At 71.6% G+C, this 23,107-nt stretch carries 20 protein-coding genes; 16 read left to right on the top strand and 4 right to left on the bottom strand.

Translation table 11 applies throughout. The features are described 5' to 3' along the window. The first annotated feature begins 58 nt into the window (after positions 1-58). Genes N1028_RS15170 through N1028_RS15155 form a run of 4 tightly spaced genes read left to right on the top strand, consistent with a single transcriptional unit; the run spans position 59 to position 4,746 of the window. Complete coding sequence (locus N1028_RS15170; RefSeq protein WP_259530218.1) at positions 59-1,063, top strand: BMP family protein; 1,005 nt, start codon at positions 59-61, stop codon at positions 1,061-1,063. Between the two features lie 14 nt (positions 1,064-1,077). Further along, positions 1,078-2,691, top strand: a complete 1,614-nt coding sequence (locus N1028_RS15165; RefSeq protein ID WP_259530216.1) for an ABC transporter ATP-binding protein — start codon at positions 1,078-1,080, stop codon at positions 2,689-2,691. Then, complete coding sequence (locus tag N1028_RS15160) at positions 2,688-3,818, top strand: ABC transporter permease (protein ID WP_259530214.1); 1,131 nt, start codon at positions 2,688-2,690, stop codon at positions 3,816-3,818. The genes N1028_RS15165 and N1028_RS15160 overlap by 4 nt, the downstream gene beginning before the upstream one ends. Position 3,819: 1 nt before the next feature. After that, complete coding sequence (locus N1028_RS15155) at positions 3,820-4,746, top strand: ABC transporter permease (RefSeq protein WP_259530213.1); 927 nt, start codon at positions 3,820-3,822, stop codon at positions 4,744-4,746. Positions 4,747-4,766: 20 nt separating this feature from the next. On the opposite strand, the gene N1028_RS15150 is transcribed toward N1028_RS15155, so the two are convergent. Both N1028_RS15150 and N1028_RS15145 read right to left on the bottom strand, forming a co-directional pair. Further along, on the bottom strand, positions 4,767-5,429 hold the full coding sequence (locus N1028_RS15150; RefSeq protein WP_259530212.1) for a GntR family transcriptional regulator: 663 nt from the start codon (positions 5,427-5,429) through the stop codon (positions 4,767-4,769). 70 nt (positions 5,430-5,499) lie between these two features. Further along, a complete protein-coding gene (locus N1028_RS15145) occupies positions 5,500-7,008 on the bottom strand; it encodes an aldehyde dehydrogenase family protein (protein ID WP_259530210.1) in 1,509 nt (502 codons plus the stop codon). Between the two features lie 143 nt (positions 7,009-7,151). Here N1028_RS15145 and N1028_RS15140 point away from each other — a divergent pair, with 143 nt between their 5' ends. From N1028_RS15140 to N1028_RS15115, 6 genes are all read left to right on the top strand, one after another. Beyond that, the gene (locus N1028_RS15140; protein ID WP_259530209.1) at positions 7,152-7,805 is read left to right on the top strand and encodes a GntR family transcriptional regulator; all 654 of its coding nucleotides are present in this window, start codon (positions 7,152-7,154) and stop codon (positions 7,803-7,805) included. A gap of 96 nt (positions 7,806-7,901) precedes the next feature. After that, positions 7,902-9,140, top strand: a complete 1,239-nt coding sequence (locus N1028_RS15135; RefSeq protein WP_259530208.1) for a M20 family metallopeptidase — start codon at positions 7,902-7,904, stop codon at positions 9,138-9,140. A gap of 5 nt (positions 9,141-9,145) precedes the next feature. Then, entirely contained in the window at positions 9,146-10,141 is a 996-nt protein-coding gene (locus N1028_RS15130; RefSeq protein WP_259530207.1) for an LLM class flavin-dependent oxidoreductase, read from the top strand. Then, positions 10,138-11,130 carry a 2,5-dihydroxypyridine 5,6-dioxygenase NicX family protein gene (locus N1028_RS15125; RefSeq protein WP_259530206.1) on the top strand — a complete coding sequence of 331 codons (993 nt, stop codon included), beginning with the start codon at positions 10,138-10,140 and terminating at the stop codon, positions 11,128-11,130. Before N1028_RS15130 ends, N1028_RS15125 begins: the two co-directional genes overlap by 4 nt. A gap of 15 nt (positions 11,131-11,145) precedes the next feature. After that, positions 11,146-12,324: a pyridoxal phosphate-dependent aminotransferase gene (locus N1028_RS15120; protein ID WP_259530205.1), complete on the top strand. Its 1,179-nt coding sequence runs from the start codon at positions 11,146-11,148 to the stop codon at positions 12,322-12,324. Beyond that, the gene (locus tag N1028_RS15115) at positions 12,321-13,757 is read left to right on the top strand and encodes an amidase (protein WP_259530203.1); all 1,437 of its coding nucleotides are present in this window, start codon (positions 12,321-12,323) and stop codon (positions 13,755-13,757) included. Before N1028_RS15120 ends, N1028_RS15115 begins: the two co-directional genes overlap by 4 nt. Positions 13,758-13,764: 7 nt before the next feature. On the opposite strand, the gene N1028_RS15110 is transcribed toward N1028_RS15115, so the two are convergent. Together N1028_RS15110 and fdhD are read right to left on the bottom strand one after the other, a co-directional pair. Then, positions 13,765-16,113 carry an FdhF/YdeP family oxidoreductase gene (locus N1028_RS15110; RefSeq protein WP_259530202.1) on the bottom strand — a complete coding sequence of 783 codons (2,349 nt, stop codon included), beginning with the start codon at positions 16,111-16,113 and terminating at the stop codon, positions 13,765-13,767. Next, positions 16,110-16,982: a formate dehydrogenase accessory sulfurtransferase FdhD gene (gene fdhD, locus N1028_RS15105; RefSeq protein WP_259530201.1), complete on the bottom strand. Its 873-nt coding sequence runs from the start codon at positions 16,980-16,982 to the stop codon at positions 16,110-16,112. Before fdhD ends, N1028_RS15110 begins: the two co-directional genes overlap by 4 nt. An 80-nt stretch (positions 16,983-17,062) precedes the next feature. Between fdhD and mobA the strand changes: the two genes are divergently transcribed. From mobA to N1028_RS15075, 6 genes are all read left to right on the top strand, one after another. Next, positions 17,063-17,731: a molybdenum cofactor guanylyltransferase gene (mobA, locus tag N1028_RS15100; protein WP_259530200.1), complete on the top strand. Its 669-nt coding sequence runs from the start codon at positions 17,063-17,065 to the stop codon at positions 17,729-17,731. Continuing rightward, positions 17,728-18,288, top strand: coding sequence for a DUF6457 domain-containing protein (locus N1028_RS19770; RefSeq protein WP_310795602.1), 561 nt, complete (start codon positions 17,728-17,730; stop codon positions 18,286-18,288). The genes mobA and N1028_RS19770 overlap by 4 nt, the downstream gene beginning before the upstream one ends. Beyond that, a complete protein-coding gene (locus N1028_RS15090) occupies positions 18,285-19,508 on the top strand; it encodes a molybdopterin molybdotransferase MoeA (RefSeq protein ID WP_259530199.1) in 1,224 nt (407 codons plus the stop codon). Before N1028_RS19770 ends, N1028_RS15090 begins: the two co-directional genes overlap by 4 nt. A 135-nt stretch (positions 19,509-19,643) precedes the next feature. Then, the gene (locus N1028_RS15085; protein ID WP_259530198.1) at positions 19,644-20,993 is read left to right on the top strand and encodes a GAF domain-containing protein; all 1,350 of its coding nucleotides are present in this window, start codon (positions 19,644-19,646) and stop codon (positions 20,991-20,993) included. A gap of 102 nt (positions 20,994-21,095) precedes the next feature. Further along, positions 21,096-22,670, top strand: coding sequence for an acetaldehyde dehydrogenase ExaC (exaC, locus tag N1028_RS15080; RefSeq protein WP_259530197.1), 1,575 nt, complete (start codon positions 21,096-21,098; stop codon positions 22,668-22,670). Then, positions 22,670-23,092, top strand: coding sequence for a DUF779 domain-containing protein (locus N1028_RS15075; protein ID WP_259530196.1), 423 nt, complete (start codon positions 22,670-22,672; stop codon positions 23,090-23,092). Before exaC ends, N1028_RS15075 begins: the two co-directional genes overlap by 1 nt. Positions 23,093-23,107: the final 15 nt, after the last annotated feature.

Genomic DNA, 23,107 nt, shown 5'->3' with positions numbered 1-23,107 from the left:
TCGGTTATATCTCAGATCTAATATCTGAACCATGTGCCACCGACGAAGGAGCTCCTCCATGTCACGAAAGGTCTTCACCGCGGCCGTGCTCGGCTTCGCGGCTCTCGCCCTCACCGCTTGCGGGACGGGCGCCACCGGTGCCGGGTCGGGTTCGTCGACGTCGGGCGCCGGAGGCGACGGCGCCGCGCCCAGGGTCGCCGCGCTGTTCACCCAGTCGATCGACCAGGGCAACTGGGATCCGGCGGGCTACGAGGCCTACCAGGACATGTGCGACGCCAACGGCTTCGACTGCACCTACGTGGAGCAGGCCACCTACGAGCAGGCCCCCTCCCTGCTGCGCGACTACGCCCAGCAGGGCTACGACCTCGTGATCGCGCACTCCAGCGGGTACGCGGCCGCGATGAAGGAGACGGCGGCCGAGTTCCCCGACACCGAGTTCTCGCTGTTCTCCTACGAGAGCGACCTGGAGGACCTCCCCAACTACAGCGCCTGGTCGGTCGACTGGACCCAGGCGGGCTTCCTGCAGGGGGTCGTGGCCGGCCTCGTCTCACCCACCGGCGCCATCGCAGCCGTCGGCGGCGAGCAGCTGCCGTCGTCCGAGGACACCATGAAGCTGCTGGAGTCCTCCGCCCTCACGGTCAACCCGGCCGCCTCCGTCAGCCAGGTCTGGATCGGCAGCTTCACCGACGTGGCCAAGGGCAAGCAGCTGGCACTGCAGGCTGTCTCCTCCGGAGCCGACTTCCTCGTGCCCATGGCCGACTCGGCGGGTCAGGGCGTGCAGCAGGCCGCCGAGGAGTCGGGCACCCTGTCGCTCGGCGAGTACGTCGACGAGAGCGACACGTACCCGAGCGTCGTGACGAGCGTGATGGTCGACTTCGCCGCGGCCTACGACGAGATCGGAGCCAAGTTCGCCGACGGCACGCTCGGCGGCACCCTCGTGACCATGGACGCCTCCACAGGGGCGTTCTCGTTCGCCCCGTTCCACCACGTCGACGCGTCGGTGGAGGAGAAGGCGCAGGCTGCCCTCGACGGCCTCGCCGACGGCAGCATCACGGCCGGCTGAGCGGGGATCGCGAGATGACCGGCCCGACCGATCCGACGGACACGCCTCCGCGGTTGAGGCTCCGCGGGATGCGGCGGAGCTTCGGGCCGGTCGTCGCCGTGCGCGACGTCGACCTCGACGTGGCTCCCGGAAGCGTGCACGCGCTGCTCGGCGAGAACGGCGCGGGCAAGAGCACCCTCATGAACGTGGTCTACGGACTGCACCGTCGCGACGAGGGGAGCATCGAGGTCGACGGGACGCCCGTCGACGTCGTGCGGCCGGCAGACGCCATCGCCGCAGGACTCGCGATGGTGCACCAGCACCACATGCTCGTCCCCTCCCTCACCGTGGCCGAGACCGTCTCGCTCGCGACCCCCGGCCGCCGGGTGCGCTGGGATCGGGGCGCCGCCGCCGGCCGCGTGGCCGAGCTCGCCGGCTCGCTCGGTCTCGACATCGACCCCGACGACCGGATCGAGGAGCTCACCCTCGCGGGTCGCCAGCGCGTCGAGATCCTCACGGCCGTGCACCGCGACGCGAAGCTCCTCATCCTCGACGAGCCGACCGCCGTGCTCGCGCCGAGCGAGGTCGAGCCGTTCTTCGAGCTCCTGCGCCGGATGGCGGCTGCCGGCCGCTCGATCGTGCTGATCACCCACCGCCTCCGGGAGGTCTTCGCGGTCTGCGACGCGATCTCGGTGATGCGCCGCGGCGCGCTCGTGTTCTCGGCGCCGACGGCGCGCACCACGACCGCGGAGGTGCTCGGGCACCTGGTGCCCGCCGCTGCTCCCGATGGTGTGACGGATGCCGCGACGGGTGCGGTGAAGCCTCACCCCGATGCGGCCGCACGCAGGCCGGGCGCCGCAGGCGGGCCGGGTTCCGCCGGAGGCATCGTGCTCGAGGTGCAGGGCCTCCGCGCCCCGAGTGCCCCCGGCTCCACCGGCCTCGACGACTGCTCCTTCTCGGTGGGCGGGGGTGAGATCCTCGGCATCGCCGGGGTGGAGGGGAACGGCCAGGGCGAGCTCGTGCGGGTGCTGGCCGGCATGGCGGCCTCACCGGGCGGGCGCATCACCGTCGATGGCGAGCAGCTGACCGGCCGCCCGCCCCGTGACCGTATCGCCGTCGTGCCCGAGGACCGCCATCATGACGGCCTCGTGCTCGATCTCACCGTGGAGGAGAACCTCGTGCTCGATCACCTGGGCGACTACACCCGGCTCGGCCTCCTGCAGGCCGGGGCGATGAAGAAGGATGCCACGGCTGCCGTCGACGAGTACGGCATCGTGACCGCGTCGACCTCCTCGCCCGTGCGCAGCATGTCGGGAGGCAACCAGCAGAAGATCGTGCTCGCCCGAGCGCTGAGCGGCCGGCCGCGGGTGCTCGTGGTGGCGCAGGCCACGCGGGGGCTCGACCCGGGAGCGGCCGGCGCCGTGCTCGACCGCATCCGCGCCGCCCGCGACCGCGGCACCGCCGTGGTCTTCATCGGCTCGGACCTCGATGAGGTGCTCTCGGTCTCGGACCGCGTGGCCGTGCTCTTCGGCGGCCGGATCGTGGGCGAGGCGCCCGCGAGCACGGGCCGGGCCGCGGTGACGGCCTGGATGGTCGGTTCGGAGCCCGAGCAGAGCCCTGAGAAGCGTCCCGAGGAGGATCCGGCGTGAGCGGGTTGAAGCACCGCCCGCCCGCCGATGCCGCCTCGGCGACGCCGGCCGAGGGGCTCCAGCTGCCTCGAGGCTCGAAGGTCGCCGCCGTGCTGCTGCGGCTGCTCGACCACTCGTGGGTGAGCCTCGTGGCGGCGTTCGCGATCAGCGCTCCGATCGGTCTCGTCCTGATCGCGTCGACCGGAGCCGATCCCTGGTTCGCCACCCTGGTGACGATCGACGCGACCGTGGGCACCGTCAACGGCATCGTGAACACCCTCGTCTACGCCGCTCCGCGCCTGTTCGTGGCCCTCGGCGCGATCGTCGCGCTCCGCACGGGACTGTTCAACCTCGGCGGCGAGGGCCAGCTGCAGATGGGGGCACTCGGCGCGATCATCGGCGGCTACTACGCCGCCTCGATCCTCCCGGGCTGGCTCGGCATCCCGGCCGCCCTCGTGGGCGCCGTGCTCTTCGGCGGTCTCTGGGCGGGCATCGCGGCGCTCTTCAAGCTCTGGCGGGGCGCCGACGAGATGATCGTCACCCTGCTGCTGAACTTCATCGCGACCTACTTCGTGCTCTTCCTCATCCAGGGGCCGCTGCGCGCCGTCAACAGCTCGTTCAACCAGTCCGAGCGGGTTCCGCAGACCTCGGAGCTGCCGGCCCTCTTCGGCACGCGCCTGCATGCGGGAGTGATCCTCGCGATCATCGTCACGGTGCTCGTGGCCGTGTTCCTCTCCCGCACGCGACTCGGTCTCGAGCTCCGGAGCGTGGGGCTGAACGCGGCAGCGAGCCGCTTCCAGGGACTGCCGATCGCGGCTCTCACGGTGGGCGCCCTCGTGGTGTCCGGAGGCATCGCCGGACTCGCCGGCGCCAATGAGGTGCTCGGCACCCAGTTCAGGCTCATCCAGGGCTTCTCGCCGGGCTACGGCTTCGAGGGCCTCGCCATCGCCTTCCTCGCCGGCCTCCGCCCCTTCCGGGCTGCCGTGCTGGCGCTCGTCTTCGGCGGCATCTATTCGGCGGCGACGCTGCTGCAGCAGTACGCGGGGGTGCCGGTGTCGATCGCCTACGTGGTGGAGGGCATCCCGATCGTGCTGCTCGCGACCTTCTCGGGTCTGCAGCTGCTCAGGGCGAAGCGGAGGAAGGGCTGACATGGACGCGATTCTCGGAGTGTTCTTCTGGTCGAGCGTGATCGGCCTGGCGGCTCCGCTGCTTCTCGCGAGCCTCGGCGAGACCCTCGCCCAGCGCGCGGGCCTGTTCACGATCGGCATCGAGGGCCTGATGCTCGGCGGGGCCTTCGCCGCGGTCGCCGGTGCGATCGTGAGCGGGAACGCCCTGGTGGGGCTCGCCGCCGGAGCGTTCGTGGGTCTCGGGCTCGGCGCCGTCTACGCGGCCATGGTCGTCCTGGCGAGGGCAGATCAGGTCGTGGTCGGCATCGGTTTCAACCTCATCGTGCTCGGTCTCACGAGCCTGTTCCGCCGCACGCTGTTCCCCGGCGGAATGACTGCGCCCGACACCTCGCTGCTCGCGCCGGTGCCCATCCCTGGTCTGTCGGCCGTCCCCTGGCTCGGCGAGGTGCTCTTCGACCAGAGCCCCGTCGTCTACCTCGTCTACCTCCTCGTCCCGGTGACGGCCTGGGTGCTCTGGCGCAGCCGGTGGGGCCTCGCGGTGCGCGCCTCCGGAGACGGCGCGGTGGCGGCTTCAGCCCAGGGCGTGCCGGTGCTGCGGGTGCGGATGCAGGCGATGCTCGTGAACGGCGCTCTCGCGGGGGCCGCCGGCGGCATCCTCGTGCTCGTGCAGTCCGGCGGCGTGTTCGTCGACGACATCACGAACGGCCGCGGCTACCTCGTGCTCGCCCTCGTGATGTTCGCGCGCTGGCTTCCGGTTCGGGTCATGATCGGTGCGGTCGTGTTCGGGGCGGCGGATGCGCTGCAGTACGTGGGTCAGACGATCGTGGGCGACGGATTCCCGCCCGCCCTGTTCCTGATGGCGCCGTTCGTGCTCGCTCTCGTGGTCTGGCTCGCCGTCAGCACGAAGTCGAAGGGGCCGCGGGACCTGGGGCTGCCGCTGCTGGGGTGACCCCGGTCGGTACGCCGCGCTCAGACCCCGAGGGCCTCGACCTGCTGGCGCTGCACCGACTGGAGGTGCGCGCGGAGGGCCGCGTCGGCGGCATCCGCGTCGTGGGCGGCGACCGCGTCGATGATGGCGCGGTGCTCCTGGAGGGATCGGGTGATCGAATCGGCCGACAGGTTGACGCGGCCGACCCGGCGCAGATGCATGCTGAGGCGCTGACGGATCTCGTCGAGCAGGGTGTTCTGCAAGTGCTCGAAGAGCACCTCGTCGAAGTCGTCGAGGCTCGCGGCGGCCTCGGCGAGCTCGCCACGGGCGACGGCGCTCTCGGCGGATGACACGGTGCCGGCGAGCCGCTCGGCGGCCTCGGGGCCGGGGGCCTGGGCCGCCCGCCGCACGCACTCCACCTCGAGGATCTCGCGCGCCTCGAAGATCTCCGCCAGGTCGGCCGAGCTGTAGGAGCTCGCGCGAGCGCCGCGGTAGGCGGCGATCTCCACGAGGCCGTCCTGCTGCAGGCGCACGAGCGCCTCCCGGATGGGCGTCTTGCTCACGCCGTACATCTCGGTGAGCGTCGCCTCGCGAAGCGGCTCGCCTGGCGCGAACACCTGGTCGATCAGGGCCTCGCGGAGTCGTTCGTAGACGCGGTCCTTCACCTGCAGGGGCGAGACGCGCTCGTCGCCGGACTCCGACATTCTGCTCCCGTCGGCTCGAAGGACTGGTGGCATCATCCTGACACAGCCACCGCCCGCCGCGGGCGCTCCGTCAGGCGAGGTCGATCCACACCGTCTTCGTCTGCAGGTAGGGCTCGAGCGCCTCCGCGCCGAGCTCCTTGCCGTAACCCGAGGCCTTGAAGCCGCCGTAGGGTATGGCGACGTCGAACATGCCGTAGGTGTTGACCCAGACGACTCCGGCCTGAAGGCCCGCAGCCACCCGGTGGGCGCGCGCCACGTCCCTCGTCCACACGCCGGAGGCGAGCCCGAAGGCCGTGTCGTTGCCGAGCGCGAGGGCCTCCTCCTCGGTCGAGAAGCGGCCGACCATGCCGACGGGCCCGAAGATCTCCTTGCGCATGATGTCCATCTCGGCCTTCACGTCGGTGAAGAGGGTGGGCTGCACGAAGTAGCCGCCCGAGAGCGCCTCGGCCTGCGCCGACGACGAGACGGGCGATCCGCCCACCACGGCGGTCGCGCCCTGGGCCACACCTGAGGCGATGAGCGAGTCGACGCGCTGCTGCTGCTCCTCGCTCACGAGCGGCCCCATCGTGGTGGCGGGATCGAGGCCGTTTCCGAGCTGCACGCCGGCGACCCGCGCGGCGAGGCCCTCCACGAAGCGGTCGTAGATCGAGTCGTGCACGAACACCCGGGCGCCGGCGATGCAGCACTGGCCCTGGTTGAAGTACACAGCGCCGAATGTGCCCTCGATGGCCTTCTCGAGGTCGGCGTCGCCGAACACGAGCGAGGGCGACTTGCCGCCGAGCTCGAGCGACAGGCGCTTCATGTTGCCGCCCGAGGCCTCGAGGATCTTGCGCCCGGTCGCGTTCTCGCCGGTGAAGGTGATCTTGTCGACGTCGAGGTGGCGGGAGAGGGGCGCCCCGGCGCCCGGCCCGTCGCCCGTCACGACGTTGACGACGCCGGGCGGGAAGCCGATCTCGAGCATGAGCTCCACGAGCCTGAGGGCCGAGAGGGGGGTCTGCTCGGCGGGCTTCAGCACGAGGGTGTTGCCGGCGGCGAGGGCGGGGCCGAGCTTGTAGCCGCACATGAGCAGCGGGAAGTTCCAGGGGATGATCGCGCCCACGACCCCCACGGGCTCGCGGCGCGTGTAGACGTGGAAGTACATGCCCGAGGAGGTCGGCATCGTCGCGCCCTCGATCTTGGTGGCCCAGCCGGCGTAGTACTTGAAGAGCGATCCGGCCAGCGGCACGTCGAGCACGGACGACTCGCCCGTGGGCTTGCCGTTGTCGAGGGTCTCGAGCTGGCCGAACTCGTCGGCCCGGCGCTCGATCTCCTCACCGAGCTTCCAGAGCAGGTTGGCGCGCTCGGCCGGGGCCAGGCCGTTCCAGACCGGCAGCGCCGCGCGGGCCGCGGCCACCGCGGCGTCGACGTCGGAGGCGGTGCCGGAGGCGACCTCGGTGAGGACCGATCCGGTGGCGGGGTCGAGCACGGTGATGCGGCCGGCGTCGCTCGCAGGGCGCTGCTCGGAGCCGATGATGAGGCCGTGCTCGCGATCGAGGAAACTGCGGACCTCGGGAAGGATGACGTCGCTCGGTGCCGACATGGAGAACTCCTGCTCAATAAAAGATCTGATATCTCATGTGACCCTATGATCTTCACCGGGCCCACGGCAACGCGAGAGCCGAGCCGTTACACGGAATTTACGCAGGGCCGGGAACGGGAAAAGATCTGAGATACGATGTGCGCGTGACCACCGTGATGTCGAAGGACTCCCTCGAGCCCGTGCAGGTGAAGGACATCGTCTACCTGCGCATCCGCGACCGCATCGTCGACCTCGTGTTCGCGCCGGGGGAGTCGCTTCGAGAGGTCGCCCTGTCGGCGATGTTCGGCGTGAGCAAGACCCCGATCCGCGAGGCGCTCGTGCGCCTGGAGCGGGAGGGCCTCGTCGAGATCGCGCCGTATCGAGGTGCCCGGGTGCGTCGCTACACCCCCGACGACGTGCGGGAGCTCTTCGACGCCCGCGGAATCCTCGAGACCGAGTGCGTGCGCCGCGCCGCGGCTCAGCGCGACCCCGGCGTGCTCGGGGCCCTCGAGGCCAATCTCGCCGAGACCGAGGCCGCACTGCGGGCGGGGGACGAGCAGCGCGCCGCCGCCGGACTCGACGCCTTCGATGACATCCTCTTCGGGATCCTCGACAACAAACTGCTGAAGGATGTCTTCGAGCGCCTGAGCGTGCACCTCAAGCGGATCGGCAAGATGGGTGCGAGCGTCGAGCGCTTCCGCGACTCGCTCGAGTTCCACCGCGAGATCGTGGCCTCGATCGGATCGGGTGACGCGGACGAGGCGGTGCGCGTCATGCGTGCCCACATCGGATCGGTGCGCGAGCTCGCAGCCCCGTAACAAGCTGTTTACGTGATCGACTCGCGAACGGCTTGATCGACTCGTTCCCCCAGATAAGATCTAATACATCAGATCTAATTAGAGAGGGGGCGACGGATGACCGACCTCGCCAAGAGCGACCTGGACGTCGCGCAGATCGTCGCGGGCCACATCGACACCGAGCGCGTCGTGCAGCTGGTGCAGGACGTGTGCCGCATCCCGAGCATCCTGGGTGAGGAGGGCCCGCTCGCCGACTTCCTGGTCGAGGTGATGGCCGGCTCGGGATTCGACGACGCGAGGGCCCAGCCCGTGCTGCCGGAGCGACCCAACGCCATCGGCAAGCTCGACTTCGGCCCCGGCAAGACGGTCGTGATGACCGGGCACATGGACACCAAGCCGGTCTCGCACGGCTGGAAGCTCACCGAGCCCTTCTCGGGCGACATCATCGACGGCGCCGTCTACGGCCACGGCATCATGGACATGAAGGCGGCACTCGTGTGCCAGATCGTCGCCATGGAGGCGGTGCGCGCTGCGGCCGCCGCAGGTGACATCGCGGTCTCGGGCACCCTCGCCATGGCGGCGGTCTCGGACCACATGGGCGACCAGCTCGGCTCCATCAAGTACTTCGAGGAGTACGGCGCCGACTACTGCGTGCTCGGCGAGCTGAGCGACAACGAGATCTTCCTCGGCCACCGCGGCCGCTACTACTACGACATCATCGTGCGGGGCATCTCGGCCCACACCTGTCACAAGCCGCTCGCCGTCAACGCGAACATGCTCGCCGCGCACGCCATCATCGAGCTCGACGCCTCCAAGCTCGAGCCGCAGCTGGAGGAGTGGGTGACGAGCCTGTTCGGCCCTGAGACCTACATGGCGCCCGGCCGGGTCTACGGCGGGCTCCCGCCGGGAGGGCCGTCCATGATCCCCGACGAGTGCGTCATCCGCGTCGACTGCCGACCGCAGCCGGGCGTGACGCTCGAGGAGGTGCGCGACGAGATCGAGCGCTGCCTCGCCCTCGCCAAGCAGCGCGAGCCCCGCTTCGAGGCCGAGGTCGTGCTGGCCGACGTGAAGTCGGGCTACCTCGCCCGGCCCGAGGCCGAGGTGACCGAGCTCATGATCCGTGCCGTGCGCGCGGCCCGCGCCGACGGCTCGAGCACGCGCAGCCCGGAGCCCGAGCTGCAGGTGGCCGGCTGGCTCGGCGACACCGCGAGCTTCGGCGACCGCATCCCCACGATCATCTTCGGCCCCGGTGGCGAGCCGGTGTACTGCCCGGACGAGCACCTCTCGATCGAGGACATCGTGGAGGCCACGAAGGTCTATGCCGCCTTCGCCGCGTACGCCCTGCTGGGAGACTGACCCGCATGAGATCAGGCGTCGCCCTCCAGCCGGCCTACGACCCCGAGACCTTCGGAGACATCGTGCAGAAGAGCGAGGAATGGGGGCTCGACGAGCTCTGGCTCACCGATTCCTCGCTGCACTCGCGCTACTCGTACTCGTACCTCACGATCGCTGCGCTCCGCACGACGCGGATGACGCTCGGCACCGCCGTGACCAACCCGGTCACGCGGCATCCGGCCCTCGGTGCGGTCGCGATGTCGACGATCGACGAGATCTCGAAGGGCCGCGCCATCTACGGCATCGGCGCGGGCGACCGGCCGCTCGAGGCGCTCGGCTACAAGCCCGCGCGTCTCGCCCTGCTCGAGGACTCGATCGAGGCGGCCCGCCGGCTCTGGACGGGGGAGAGCGTCACCTGGAAGGCGCGCGGCTTCGAGCTCGACGACGCCCACATGCGCTTCCCGCCGGAGCGGCCCGACATCCCGGTCTACATCTCGGCCTCGGGGCCGAAGACGCTCGAGCTCGCGGGACGCGTGGCCGACGGGGTCATCCTGCTCGCGGGCCTCCACCCCGACGGCCTGAAGTACGCACTCGAGCACATCGACCGCGGCGTCGACATGGCGGGGCGGAGCGCCAGGCCGCAGATCTCGGTGTTCGCCTACGGTCAGATCTCGGATGACGAGGAGGCCGCGCTCGCCTCGGCCCGCACCATCGCCGCGTGGTTCCCGCAGACGGCTCCGATGTACTGCGAGCTGGCCGGGCTCTCGCCCGAGCTCATCGAGAAGGTGCGGGCGCTCTACGCCGGCGGCGAGTTCCAGGAGGCCGAGGAGGCCGCCAAGCTCCTGCCGGACGAGTTCGTCTACCGCATGGCGCTCGCCGGCGGCGAGAAGGCCGTGCGCGAGCACATCGACACCCTCGAGGGTCTCGGCATCGACTCGATGACGGTGTTCCCCATCGGTGGCACGGTCGAGAGCCGCTTCGCGACCATCGAGGCCTACGCCGACATCGTGAGCCGGCCGTGACCGCCGCGCTCCTTCCCGAGGCGACCGTGTCGCGGGTGCTCGACACCTGCCTCGGCGTGGCCGCGGGAGAGCGCGTGGTGCTGCTGCGGGATGCGGGCACGGATGCCGTGGTGATCGCCGCGCTCGCCGCCGGTCTCACGGAGCGGCGCGCGATCCCGGTGATCGTGGAGGTGCCCACCTTCGTCGTGCCCGGCACCGAGCCGCCGGCCGCCGTGGCCGAGGCCCTTCTGGCCGCCGACGCGGGGATCGAGCTCACGAGCGCCTTCATCGGCTCGAGCCGGGCACGGCAGGAGGCCACGGCCGCGGGCCGGCGCTATCTCGCGATGCCCGCGGTCGAGGCCGGCACCTTCCGCCTCGGCGGGCCCCTCGACGTCGACTTCGACGCCCTCGTCGGCACCACCGTGGCCCTCGCCCGGGCCTGGGAGGCGGCCTCCGAGTACCGCATCACGACGCCGGGTGGCACGGATCTGCGCGGCTCCGTGCACGGCCGGAAGGGCCGCGCGCTCACCGGCGTGGCACGGAACCCCGGCGACTACATGGCACCGCCGGACATCGAGTCGGGCACCGCTCCCGTGGAGGGATCCTCGAACGGCGTCGTCGTGATCGACGGCGACTTCCTCTTCATGGGCAAGGGGCCGGTCGTGGCCCCGGTCGCCCTCGAGATCCGCGACGGCCTCCTGATCGGCCTCGACAGCACCGCGCTCTCCGGCACCGACGCCGATCGCCTGACGGAGATGCTGGGCCGGGTCCGCGATCCGCGGATGACCAATCTCGCCGAGGTGGCCGTGGGCCTGAACCCCAACGGCTCGGTCTGCGGTGTGCCGATGGAGACCGAGTCCACCAAGGGCAGCGCCCACATCGCGTTCGGCAACTCCATCGCCTACGGCGGCACCGTCGCCGCCCCCGCCCATCTCGACTGCGTCATGCGCGACGCCACCGTCTTCCTCGACGGCGTGCCCCGCATCGTGGCCGGCGAACTCGTGAACTGACAGACAGGAAGCACCATGACCGTTCCCTCCAAGAGCTCCGGCGCGCCCTCGTTCGAGGCGCTGCTCGACCGCGACGACATCGTCTGGATGGGCCAGAACACCACGCACCTGGCCCCGGCCCCCGAGGTGGTCGAGGCCCTCGAGCAGAGCACCGCGAAGCACGAGTTCAACGTCTACGCCCCCGCCGGCGGGTTCCAGGAGCTGCGTGAGCGGATCGTCGACGACCTGCGCGGCCCCGAGTCGGACCTCCCTCTCGACGCCTGGATCACCGACGGCGCCGTCGGCGGGCTGCACCACATCTGCACGACCCTCGCCCCGTCGCTCTCGCAGATTATCGTGAGCGATCCGGGCTGGCCGTGGCCCGCGCGGTTCGTGTCGCTCTCAGGCGTGCCCATCCGGGTGCTGCCGGTCTACGACGAGCCCACGCGCCTCATGCAGGCCGCGCAGATCGCCGAGGTCATCCGCCCGCAGTCGCTGATCTACCTGATCGACCCGCTCAATCCGCTCGGCGCGAGCTACACCAGGGACGAACTGCAGGCCATCGTCGACCTCGCCCGCAAGACCGGCTCGACCATCATCCACGACTGCACCTATCGGCACTTCGCCGACCAGCACACACTGGCGGCCGAGCTCTACCCCGAGGGCACCTTCAGCACCTACAGCTTCTCGAAGTGGTTGGGGCTCGCGGGTCTCCGGGTCGGCGCGATCGTGGCGGAGCCGTCGCTGCTCGCCTCGATCACCGCGATCCCGGCGAATCCGCTCGGCGCGAGCATCCAGGGGCAGCGGGCGGCTCTCGCCGGGCTCCGAGTGAAGGGGCCGTGGCTCGAGAACCTCCGCGCCGTCAACCGGGCGAACCTCGAGCGGGTCGAGCAGATCGTCGAGCAGAGCGGGCTCGGCACCGTGGTGGTCTCGCCCTCGCAGGGCAACTTCCTGGCCGTCGACCTCGGCGATTCCGGCTGGACCGCGGATGCGCTCTGCGACTCGCTGCTGGAGGAGGGCGTCTTCATCCGGCCGGGCACCTACCAGTCGCCGCTCTACGGTGAGCGGTTCGTGAAGATCTCGACCTCGGTGCCGCCGGAGTGGATCGAGAGGTTCGGGGCGGTGTGGGCGGATCGGGCCGCGCGCGGACCCGGGGCCTTCGCCGTCGAGGCGATCGGGACGGTCGGGGCTCCCGCCGAGGCGGTCGAGGCGTGACCGGCACCTACACCGCGCTCGGCGTGGAGGAGTACCAGGCCTCGAGCGCCCTCGGCCTCGGCGAGCGCGTGGCCCGAGGCGAGCTCTCGCCCGTGCAGCTCGCCGAGTGCGCTCTGGAACTCGCAGGCCGGCACGAGCCGCGCATCAACGCCTACGCCGCGCTCATGCCCGAGCGCGCGCTCGCCGATGCGGCGGCCCGCGAGGCGGAGGTGCGCGAGGGGCGGGTGCGGAGCCGCCTGCACGGAGTGCCGATCGCCTCGAAGGACAACATCTACATCGAGGGCGAGCCGCTCGGCAAGGGCTCGCTCACGAGTCCCGACACCCTCGCCACGACCTCCTCGCCGTTCGCGGGCCGTCTGCTCGAGGCCGGTGCCGTGATCGTCGGCCGCACCACCACGCCGGAGTTCGGCTGGAAGGGCACCGGCATCTCGCCGCGCACCGGCGTGAGCCGCAACCCCTGGGACCCGTCGAAGAACACGGGCGGCTCGAGCGCCGGTTCCGGGGCCACCGTGGCCTCGGGTGCCGTGCCGCTGGCCACGGGCACGGATGCCGGGGGCTCGGTGCGCATTCCGGCCGCGTTCTGCGGCGTGGTCGGCTTCAAGCCCACCCTCGGCGCCATCCCGGTCTGGCCGGGCACCGTCAACGAGAACCTCTCCCATGCCGGACCGCTCGCACGCACGGTGGCCGATGCGCGTGCGATGTTCGAGCTCAGCCGTGGTCCCGATGCGCGCGATCCGCAGTCGTCCTTCTCCACACCCGTGCCGGCCGAGCCCGGCCGGCGCCTGCGCGTCGCGGTGGTGCGGGAGCCCTTCGGCATCGCACCCTCCGCCGAGGTGGGCGAGGTCTTCGACGCCTCGCTCGCTCTGCTCGAGGCCGCCGGCCTCGCCGACTTCGTGCCCTTCGCGCTGCCGGCCGAGCTGCCCCGGCGCATCTTCGAGGCGCTCTGGGTGACGGGGCGCGGCATCGGCTTCGATGCCCTCATCCGGGAGCACGGCGACGTGATGGATCCGGGACTGGCGCGACTCGGCGGGCCGGACGGTCTCGCCTCGGGCTACTCGCTGCCCGACTTCCTCGGCGCCCTGCAGGAGCGCCGGGGGTTCAACGCCGCGTTCTTCGGCCTGTTCGACGAGGTCGACCTCGTGCTCACGCCCACGATGCCGATCACGGCGTTCGCGGCCGAGAGCGAGGTGCCGGAGGGGGGCGAGGCCGACGCTCAGCTGCCGTGGATCACCTGGACGCCGTACACCTACCCCTTCAACATCACGGGTCAGCCGGCGGTCACGATCCCGAGCCACCTGGCGGCGGGCCGGCTCCCGGTGGGGCTGCAGCTCGTGGGGCCGTGGGCGCACGACCTCCGGGTGCTCGGGTTCGCTGAGCTCTGCGAAGAGGCGCTCGCACCCACGAACGAGCTGCGGGTGGCGCCGGCGGCGTGACGCGCCTTCAGTCGGCTGCGGCCCGGGGTGCCGCCGTGGTCTCCGCGATCGGCTCCTGCACCGACTCCGCGGCGGGCTCGAGGCGCACCACGATCGCCTTCGACACCGGGGTGTTGCTCCGCTCGGCCGTCGCATCCAGCGGCACGAGCACGTTGGCCTCGGGGAAGTAGGCGGCCGCGCAGCCTCTCGCCGTGGGGTACGCGACGATCCGCAGGGCCCGCATCACCCGATCCGGCTGCCCCGGCCACTCGCTGAACACATCGACCGCCTGCGCGTCGTCGAGACCGAGTTCGGCGAGGTCGTCGGGGTTTACGAAGATCACCCGCCGGCCCTTCTTGATGCCCCGGTAGCGGTCGTTGAGGCTGTAGATCGTGGTGTTGAACTGGTCGTGCGAGCGCAGCGTCTGCAGCAGCAGGCGCCCGGGAGGGCGCACGACGGGCTCGAGCTCGTTCACCGTGAGCATCGCCTTGCCCGTGGCGGTGTCGAAGCGGCGCTCGTCGCGCGGGCCGTTGGGCAGCACGAAGCCGTCGCGGCGTCGCACCTTCTCGGCGTACCCCTCGCAGCCCGGCACGACGTTCGCGATGTGCGCGCGGATGAGGTCGTAGTCGTCCTCGAAGGAGAGCCAGTCGATGCCGTGGTCGTCGCCGAGCGTCGCATCGGCCAGGCGCGCGATGATCGCGACCTCGGAGAGCAGCCCGGGGGCCACAGGGGGGATGCGGCCGTGCGAGGCGTGCACGGCGCAGACCGAGTCCTCCACGGTCACGAACTGGGATCCGGTGCGCTGCAGGTCGATCTCGGTGCGGCCGAGCGTGGGCAGGATGAGGGCGGCGTCGCCCGTCACGGCGTGCGAGCGGTTGAGCTTGGTCGAGATCTGCACGGTGAGCTCGGTGCCGCGCATCGCGGCCTCGGCCGCGGCCGTGTCGGAGATGGCACCCACGAAGTTGCCGCCGAGCGAGAACCAGGCCTTGATCTCGCCGCGCTGAAGCGCCCGGATGCCGTCGACCGAGTCGACGCCGACCTTCCGCGGCACGGGGAACCCGAACTCGCGCTCGAGGGCGGCGAGGAACGACTCGGGCATCTTCTCCCAGATGCCCATCGTGCGGTCGCCCTGCACATTGCTGTGGCCGCGGATGGGGGAGGCCCCGGCGCCCGGCTTGCCGATGTTGCCGCGCAGAAGGAGGAGGTTCACGATCTCCTTGATCGCATCCACCGCCTTCTTGTGCTGCGTCACGCCCATGGCCCAGGTGATGATCACGCGGTCGGCGGCGAGGTAGCGCTCAGCGAGCTCGTCGATGGCGGTGCTCGTGAGGCCCGTGGCCTCGAGCACCTCGGCCTCGTCGAGGTCGGCGAGGTGCGTGGTGAGCTCCTCCAGCCCGAGGCAGTGCTCGGCGAGGAAGGCGTGGTCGAGCACGGTGCCCGGCGCAGCGGCCTCGGCCGCGAGCACGCGCTTCGAGAGGGCCTGCAGCAGCGCCATGTCACCGCCCAGCCGGATCTGCAGGAACTGGTCGGCGAGCGTCGTGCCCTTGCCGATCGTGCCGCGCACGGTCTGCGGGTTCTTGTAGCGCTGCAGTCCCGCCTCGGGCAGCGGGTTGACGGTCACGATGTCGGCGCCCGCCCGCTTGGCGTCCTCGAGGGCGGTGAGCATGCGGGGGTGGTTCGTGCCGGGGTTCTGGCCCATCACGATGATGAGCTCGGCCTTCTCGAAGTCGTCGTAGGCGACGGTCGACTTGCCGATGCCGAGGGTCTCGACCATCGCCGATCCGGTCGACTCGTGGCACATGTTCGAGCAGTCGGGCAGGTTGTTGGTGCCGAAGGCGCGCACGAAGAGCTGGTAGAGGAACGCGGCCTCGTTCGAGGCGCGACCGCTCGTGTAGAACGCCGCCTCGTCGGGCGAGTCGAGGCCGCGGAGGGTCTCGGCGGCCACGGCGAAGGCCTCGTCCCAGGTCACCGGCCGGTAGTGGTCCTCGCCGGCCGGTTTGTAGACGGGCTCGACGAGCCTGCCCTGCAGGCCGAGCCAGTACTCCGACTTCTCCGCGAGCTCCCGCACGGAGTGCTTCGCCCAGAAGGTGCTCGGGATCGTCACCGGGGTCGCCTCCCAGATCACCGCCTTCGCGCCGTTCTCGCAGAACTCGAGCTTCTTGCGGTGGTCCGGATCCGGCCACGCGCAGCTCATGCAGTCGAAGCCGTCCTTCTGGTTCATCGCCGTGAGGAGCTTGAGGGTGCGCATCGGCCCGAGGTCGGCGATCGCGGGGGCCATCGAGTGCAGCACACCCGGGATGCCCGCGGCGGCCTCGCCGGGGGAGGCGACGTGCAGCAGGGCGTCGGTGAAGTCGTCGACCGGGGGCTTCGGGGTCATGCGGATGCTCCTTGCGGGATCTCGGCGGCGTGCGGTTCGAGGCGCTCGGCGCCCGCGTAGGCGACCATCGAGTCGCCGCGGAGGAAACCCACGAGGGTCATCCCGAGCTCGGTGGCGAGCTCGGCGGCGAGCGAGGAGGGCGCCGAGACGGCCGCGAGCATCGGGATGCCGGCCATCGACGCCTTCTGCGTGAGCTCGAAGCTCGCGCGGCCCGAGACCATGAGCACGGTGCCGCGAAGGGGCAACCGCCCCTCCTTCACCGCCCAGCCCACGACCTTGTCGACGGCGTTGTGCCGCCCCACGTCCTCGCGCAGCACGAGCAGCTCGCCGGTGCGGCCGTCGAAGAGGGCGGCGGCGTGCAGACCGCCCGTCTTCTCGAAGACCGCCTGCTGCTCCCGGAGCCGCTCGGGGAACCTCACGAGCAGGGCGGGGTCGAGCCGCAGGTCATCGGTGCCCACGTCGAAGTGCGAGAGGGTGCGCACGGCGTCGATGCTGGCCTTGCCGCAGAGCCCGCACGAGCTCGTGGTGTAGAAGCTGCGCTCGAGCGACGGATCGGGGGCGGGCACGCCGGGCGCGAGCGTCACGTCGAGCACGTTGTAGGTGTTGAGGCCCTCTGCGGTGGCTCCGGCGCAGTAGCGGGCCGCTGCGAAGTCGTCGCCGTGGCGGATCACGCCCTCCGAGACGAGGAAGCCCGCGGCGAGGTCGAAGTCCTCCCCCGGCGCGCCGGGGGAGCGCATCGTGACGGCGAGCGACCTCCCGCCCACCCGGATCTCGAGCGGCTCCTCCACGGCGAGCACGTCCTCGCGCCGGCGAGGCTCGCTGCCGACGGTGATGCGGGTGACTCGGCGCCGAGCGATGATCCGTCCCATCCCTCAGGCATAGCATCCCCGCCTGGGCGTCACAACGTGGCCCCTCCGTCTCCCCGCCCCGGCGGTCGTAGGGTGGAGGGGTGCTCCTCGACGCGATCGTCCTCGCCGGCGGCCGGTCGTCGCGACTCGGCGGATCGCCGAAAGCCGAGCTCCTGGTGCGCGGCCGCCGCCTCGTCGACATCGCCGTCGAAGCTGTCCTCACCGCCGGCTCCCGCCACGTGGTGGTTGTCGGACCCGACGAGCTCGCCCCGCTCCCCGCCGCCGCCACGCTCACGCGAGAAGACCCGCCCTTCGGGGGCCCGGCCGCCGCCCTCGCCGCTGGTCTAGCCGGTCTCGCCGATCTCGCCGCCGATGTGTCCACTCCGCCGGACGCGCTGCTGGTCCTGGCCTGCGACATGCCCGGTGCGGAACGTGCACTGCCGGCACTGCTCGACGCCGTGCTCTCCGAATCCTCCGGCACGCCAAGGGCCGGTGGGGGATCCGGTGAGGGGTGGGCCGTGATGGCCGTCGACCACGACGGGCGCCGCCAGCCCCTTCTCGCCGTCTACGGTCTCGCCGCACTCAGCGCCCGGGTGTCTGTCCGATCCAGCGAGCCGGGCGGCCTCGACGGCGCTCCCTTCCACAGCCTCCTCGAGGGCCTCGGCATCACCGAGGTCCCGATCCCGGCCGGCTCGTCCTCCGACATCGACACCTGGTCCGATGCCGGCCGATTCCACGCTCACCCCCGATCCGCCCAGGAGCACCGATGACCACCCAAGACGACCTGAACACCGAGCTCGGCGCCTGGGCCCACCGCGTGGCCGCCGAACTCCGCCTCGAGGGGTTCGTGGTGGACGTCGAGGGTCTCCTGGCCGTCGCCGGAACCGCGGCGCATGCGATCCGCCGCCCCGCCGCGCCCCTCACCACGTATGTCGCGGGGTTCGCCGCGGGCCGTGCCGCAGCCTCGGGGGAGGACCCGGCTGCCGCGCTGGCCTCCGCGCTCGACGTCGCCACGCACCTCACCGCCGTCGCCGCCGCCGAGCGCGACCTCATCGCCGACATCCCGCCGACCGCCGAGGTCACTTCCGCCCCGGAACCGGATGGCGGCGCCCAGTCCTCCGAGCTCGCCCTCGATCCGGAGTCGACACTCCCGCTCTCACTCGACGGCACCCGGGTCACCGGCCCCGCCTCCGCCGTCGGCATCCCGGTCGACGCAGACGCCGGAAGCCACGCAGACCCCCGAACCGACGCAGACTCCCGAATCGACGCAGACTCCCGAACCGACGCAGACTCCCGAACCGACGCTCGACCCCGCACCATCGGATGACCGCACCTGCCGTGAACTCCCCACCGACCGACTGGTTCGAGGCGAGGCGGCGCGCGCACCGAGCGGGGGAGGCTGCCCGCACGCCGACGGAGCGCGTCCCGCTCGAGAGCGCGCTCGGTCGTGTGCTCGCGCAACCACTGATCGCGCTGTGCGACGTGCCCCACGCGGTCACCTCCGCCATGGACGGCTGGGCCGTCGCCGGCCGCGGTCCGTGGCGGCTTCGCGAGCTCCGCGCGGTGCGCGGATCGACCGAGACCCCCGCGCTCCGGCACGGCGAGGCCTCGCCCATCCTCACCGGCGGTGTGCCGCCCGCCGGCGCCGACGCCGTGCTCCGCAGCGAACTGGGCGTGCTGTCCCTCGGTGCCGACGGGCGTACGAAGCTCGACACCGCGCCCCACGCCCCGGCGGGCGAGCCCGCACCCGGCCGTCACCTCCGCCCGGCGGCCACCGAGGCCGCCCGCGGCGAGACCGTGCTGCCCGCGGGCTGCACCCTCGGCCCCCTCCACCTCGCACTCGCGGCGGCCTGCGGTCTCGACACCGTCGACGTCGTCGTGCGGCCCACCGCGGCCCTCGTGCGCACGGGAGACGAGGTCGTCGACAGCGGCATCCCGCGCCCGGGCCAGGTGCGCGACAGCTTCACCCTCACCCTCCCGCCCCTCCTCGCCGCCCTCGGAGCCCGGGTCGGGAACAACGAGAAGGCTCCCGACGACCTCGCCGCCACCCTCGCAGCCCTCCGCGCCGCCGCGGGCCGGGCCTCGCTGGTGGTCACCACGGGCGGCACCGGGCGTTCGGGTGCCGACCACGTGCGGGCGGCGCTCACCGCGCTGCGAGCAGAGGTCCTCGTCGACGGTGTGGCCGTGCGGCCCGGCGCGCCCACCCTGCTCGCCCGGCTGCCGGGTGGCGCGCTCGTTGTCGCCCTCCCCGGCAACCCGCTCGCCGCGCTGCTGAGCCTGCACACCCTTGCGCATCCGCTGCTCGCCGGCATGCAGGGCCTGCCGCTGCCCACCCTCGGCCGCGTCACGGTGGCCGAGCCCATCGCTCCGCCCGGGGCGCCGCTCTCCCTCCGCCCCTACCGCCTCGGCCCCTTGGGAGCCCTGCCCACCGCCTGGCACGGCTCCGCAATGCTCCGCGGTCTCGCCGAGGCCGACGGCGTGCTGCTCGTGCCCGCCGATGGCGCCGCATCCGGAACCCAGCTGGACACGCTCCCGGCCTTCCGCTGACGCTCGAGGCGCCCGAGACCTGCGACTCACCGAGCGGAGCCGCCCGGCCCGCCCTGGCGTCCGGCAGGCCGGAGAGCGATACTGGGGGCACCGCGCGCCTCGCGCACCCCTCGATCGACGACGATTGGCGGACCCATGAGCAGCCCCTGGCTCGCCCTCCCCGATGCCGTGACGCGCGCAGCGCCCCGCCGTGTCGTCAGCGAGTCCTGGGAGCGCGCCAAGCGCCACGAGCTCGACCCGGAGCACCTGCTGCCGGATCTCGAGGTGGGGGAGGACGTGCTCGCCGAGTTCCGTCGCGCGCATCCGCTCGCTCCCGTGCTCCCGGTCATCCGCAAGCTGCTGGTGCGCGACGCGGAGGGCTCGGGCCTGCTCGTGGCGGTCGGCGACGAGATGGGCCGGCTGCTCTGGGTGGAGGGCGACCGCGCCTCGAAGAGAGCTGCCGAGCAGATGCGGTTCGTCGAGGGGGCGGGCTGGGCCGAGCGTCAGGTCGGCACCTCGGCGCCCGGCACCGCCCTGGAGCTCGACCACGGCATCCAGATCCACGACTCCGAGCACTTCAACCGGCTCGTGCACGGCTGGAGCTGCACCGCCGTGCCCGTGCACGACCCCGAGACCCGGCGCATCCTCGGCGTCATCGACATCACGGGCGACGCCCGAGCCGTCGACCCGCACACCCTCCCGCTCATCGAGGCCACCGCGGCCGCCGCCGAGGCGGAGCTCATGGTGCTCCGGCTGCGCGCCCTCCGCGACCGCCCCGCGCACGACGAGCGGATCGCGGTGGCCGGCTTCGCCCCGGCCCGTCGCGCCGCCGCCGGCCTCAGCCCCGCCCCGGCCCGTCGCCCCGCCCCGCATCGCCCCACTCCGGGTGAGCGGATGCGCCCGCGCGCGTTCTCGATGCACGTGCTCGGCCGAGATGCGGGCGAGCTGGCACCCCCGACGGCCGAGGCCGGTCCGCCCCTCGCGCTCAGCCTCCGCCACTCCGAGATCGTCACCCTGCTGGCCTGGCACCGCGAGGGACTCTCGGCCGCCCGCCTCGCCGACCTCGTCTACGGCGACGCCGCCGCGACGGTGACCCTCCGCGCCGAGATCGTGCGCCTGCGCCGCATCCTCGACCGGGTCGACGACGGTGTCGGCGTCGACTCCCGCCCCTATCGCCTCACCGCCCCGGTGGAGCTCGACGCCCACCACGTGACCTCGCTGCTGGATCGCGGCGCCCACCGGGTGGCGCTCGCCGCCTACCGCGGGCCCCTGCTCCCGGGGTCGGATGCGCCCGGCATCGAGCAGATCCGCGTCGAGCTGCGGGCCCGCCTCCGCGAGGCGATGCTCGGCGACGCGGCCCTCGACGTGCTGCTCGACTACGCGGCCACCGAAGACGGCCGGGGCGACGCCGAGGTGTGGATCGCGGCCCTCCGTCTCCTCCCGCAGCGCTCGCCGAAGCGCGCCGGCATCGTGCTGCACCTCGAACGCCTGACCGCAGAAGCCTGACGCCCGACGGCAGCGGCTCACGCGACGCCCCGCAACCCCATGCAACCTCACTGCGCGTAGCGTTCTGCGCATCCGACACCGTCGTCGCAGAAGGAGCAGTCCATGACCATCACCGATCGTCCCGACGCCGAGGCCGCCCCGGCCGCGGAATCCCCCAACGTCTACGCCAACCCGGGCACCCCCGGCAGCGTCGTCACCTTCAAGCCGCGCTACGACAATTACATCGGCGGCCGCTACACGCCGCCGGCGAGCGGCCAGTACTTCCAGAACCCGACGCCCATCACGGGCCAGATCTTCACCGAGGTCGCCCGCGGCACGGCAGCCGACGTCGATGCCGCCGTCGAGGCGGGCTGGAAGGCCTTTCCCGAGTGGAGCACCACGAGCGTCGCCGAGCGCGCCGTCATCCTCAACCGGATCGCCGACCGCATGGAGCAGAACCTCGAGCTGCTCGCCGTGGCCGAGACCTGGGAGAACGGCAAGCCCGTGCGCGAGACGCTCGCCGCCGACATCCCGCTCGCCATCGATCATTTCCGCTACTTCGCCGGCTGCATCCGCGCCCAGGAGGGCGGCATCTCGGAGATCGATCACGACACGATCGCGTACCACTTCCACGAGCCGCTCGGCGTGGTCGGCCAGATCATCCCGTGGAACTTCCCGATCCTGATGGCGGTCTGGAAGCTCGCCCCCGCGCTCGCCGCCGGCAACTGCGTCGTGCTGAAGCCCGCCGAGCAGACGCCCGCGTCGATCCACGTGCTGCTCGAGCTGATCGAGGATCTGCTGCCGGCGGGCGTGCTCAACATCGTCAACGGCTTCGGCATCGAGGCCGGGGCTCCCCTGGCGAGCCACAGCAACATCCGCAAGATCGCGTTCACGGGTGAGACCACCACGGGCCGGCTCATCATGCAGTACGCGAGCGAGAACCTCATCCCGGTCACCCTCGAGCTCGGCGGCAAGAGCCCCAACGTGTTCTTCGCCGACGTCGCCGACCAGAAGGACTCCTTCTACGACAAGGCGCTCGAGGGCTTCACCTTCTTCGCGCTCAACCAGGGCGAGGTCTGCACCTGCCCGAGCCGCGCGCTCGTGCAGCGCTCCATCTACGACGGCTTCGTGGCCGACGGCCTCGACCGCGTCGCGAAGGTCAAGCAGGGCAACCCGCTCGACGTGTCGACCATGATCGGTGCGCAGGCCTCGAACGACCAGCTCGAGAAGATCCTCAGCTACATGGACATCGGCAAGCAGGGCGGCGCGAAGCTGCTCACCGGTGGTGAGCGGGCCGACCTCGGCGGCGAGCTCTCGGGCGGCTTCTACGTGCAGCCCACGATCTTCGAGGGCACGAACGACATGCGCATCTTCCAGGAGGAGATCTTCGGGCCGGTGCTCGCGCTCACGAGCTTCGACGACTACGACGACGCCATCTCGATCGCCAACGACACCCTCTACGGCCTCGGCGCGGGCGTCTGGTCGCGCTCCGGATCACAGCTCTACCGTGCCGGCCGGGCGATTCAGGCCGGTCGTGTCTGGTCGAACACCTATCACCAGTACCCGGCTCACGCTGCCTTCGGCGGCTACAAGCAGTCCGGTATCGGGCGGGAGAACCACCGCATGATGCTCGACCACTACCAGCAGACCAAGAACCTCCTGGTCTCGTACGCCGACGGGCCCATGGGATTCTTCTGATGCCCGACACCCCCGAGGCCACGGGCACGGCGTCGCGGGTCGATGTGACGGATGCCGCAGCAGACATGCTGCGGCATCTCGCCACGACCCACGGGCAGCTGATGTTCCACCAGTCAGGTGGCTGCTGCGACGGCTCGTCGCCGATGTGCTACCCGGTCGGCATGTTCCGGGTGGGCGCGAGCGACATCCGGATCGGCACGCTGCAGGTCGAAGGGATCTACCCCGTCGACGTCTACATGTCGCGCTCGCAGTTCGAGTACTGGAAGTACACGCACCTCACGATCGACCTCGTCGACGGCCGCGGCAGCGGATTCTCGATCGAGGCCCCCGAGGGCAAGCGCTTCCTGATCCGCTCCCGGATGCTCGACGAGGCCGAACTCGAGGCGTTCGGCCTCGCGACTCACGGCGGTGCGGCGGGGTAGAGGCGCGCGGGCTGG

This window comes from Herbiconiux oxytropis (assembly GCF_024979315.1).
Classification (GTDB): domain Bacteria; phylum Actinomycetota; class Actinomycetes; order Actinomycetales; family Microbacteriaceae; genus Herbiconiux; species Herbiconiux oxytropis.
This window is presented reverse-complemented; position numbering and strand designations above follow the sequence as displayed.

Bases quoted from the DNA above. Each gene is read 5' to 3' on its own strand.
- N1028_RS15150 (WP_259530212.1), bottom strand. From the start codon at position 5,429: ATGTCGGAGTCCGGCGACGAGCGCGTCTCGCCCCTGCAGGTGAAGGAC.
- N1028_RS15130 (WP_259530207.1), top strand. From the start codon at position 9,146: ATGAGATCAGGCGTCGCCCTCCAGCCGGCCTACGACCCCGAGACCTTC.
- exaC (WP_259530197.1), top strand. From the start codon at position 21,096: ATGACCATCACCGATCGTCCCGACGCCGAGGCCGCCCCGGCCGCGGAA.
- N1028_RS19770 (WP_310795602.1), top strand. From the start codon at position 17,728: ATGACCACCCAAGACGACCTGAACACCGAGCTCGGCGCCTGGGCCCAC.
- N1028_RS15145 (WP_259530210.1), bottom strand. From the start codon at position 7,008: ATGTCGGCACCGAGCGACGTCATCCTTCCCGAGGTCCGCAGTTTCCTC.
- N1028_RS15135 (WP_259530208.1), top strand. From the start codon at position 7,902: ATGACCGACCTCGCCAAGAGCGACCTGGACGTCGCGCAGATCGTCGCG.
- N1028_RS15165 (WP_259530216.1), top strand. From the start codon at position 1,078: ATGACCGGCCCGACCGATCCGACGGACACGCCTCCGCGGTTGAGGCTC.
- N1028_RS15155 (WP_259530213.1), top strand. From the start codon at position 3,820: ATGGACGCGATTCTCGGAGTGTTCTTCTGGTCGAGCGTGATCGGCCTG.
- fdhD (WP_259530201.1), bottom strand. From the start codon at position 16,982: ATGGGACGGATCATCGCTCGGCGCCGAGTCACCCGCATCACCGTCGGC.
- N1028_RS15090 (WP_259530199.1), top strand. From the start codon at position 18,285: ATGACCGCACCTGCCGTGAACTCCCCACCGACCGACTGGTTCGAGGCG.
- N1028_RS15170 (WP_259530218.1), top strand. From the start codon at position 59: ATGTCACGAAAGGTCTTCACCGCGGCCGTGCTCGGCTTCGCGGCTCTC.
- N1028_RS15110 (WP_259530202.1), bottom strand. From the start codon at position 16,113: ATGACCCCGAAGCCCCCGGTCGACGACTTCACCGACGCCCTGCTGCAC.
- N1028_RS15075 (WP_259530196.1), top strand. From the start codon at position 22,670: ATGCCCGACACCCCCGAGGCCACGGGCACGGCGTCGCGGGTCGATGTG.
- N1028_RS15085 (WP_259530198.1), top strand. From the start codon at position 19,644: ATGAGCAGCCCCTGGCTCGCCCTCCCCGATGCCGTGACGCGCGCAGCG.
- N1028_RS15120 (WP_259530205.1), top strand. From the start codon at position 11,146: ATGACCGTTCCCTCCAAGAGCTCCGGCGCGCCCTCGTTCGAGGCGCTG.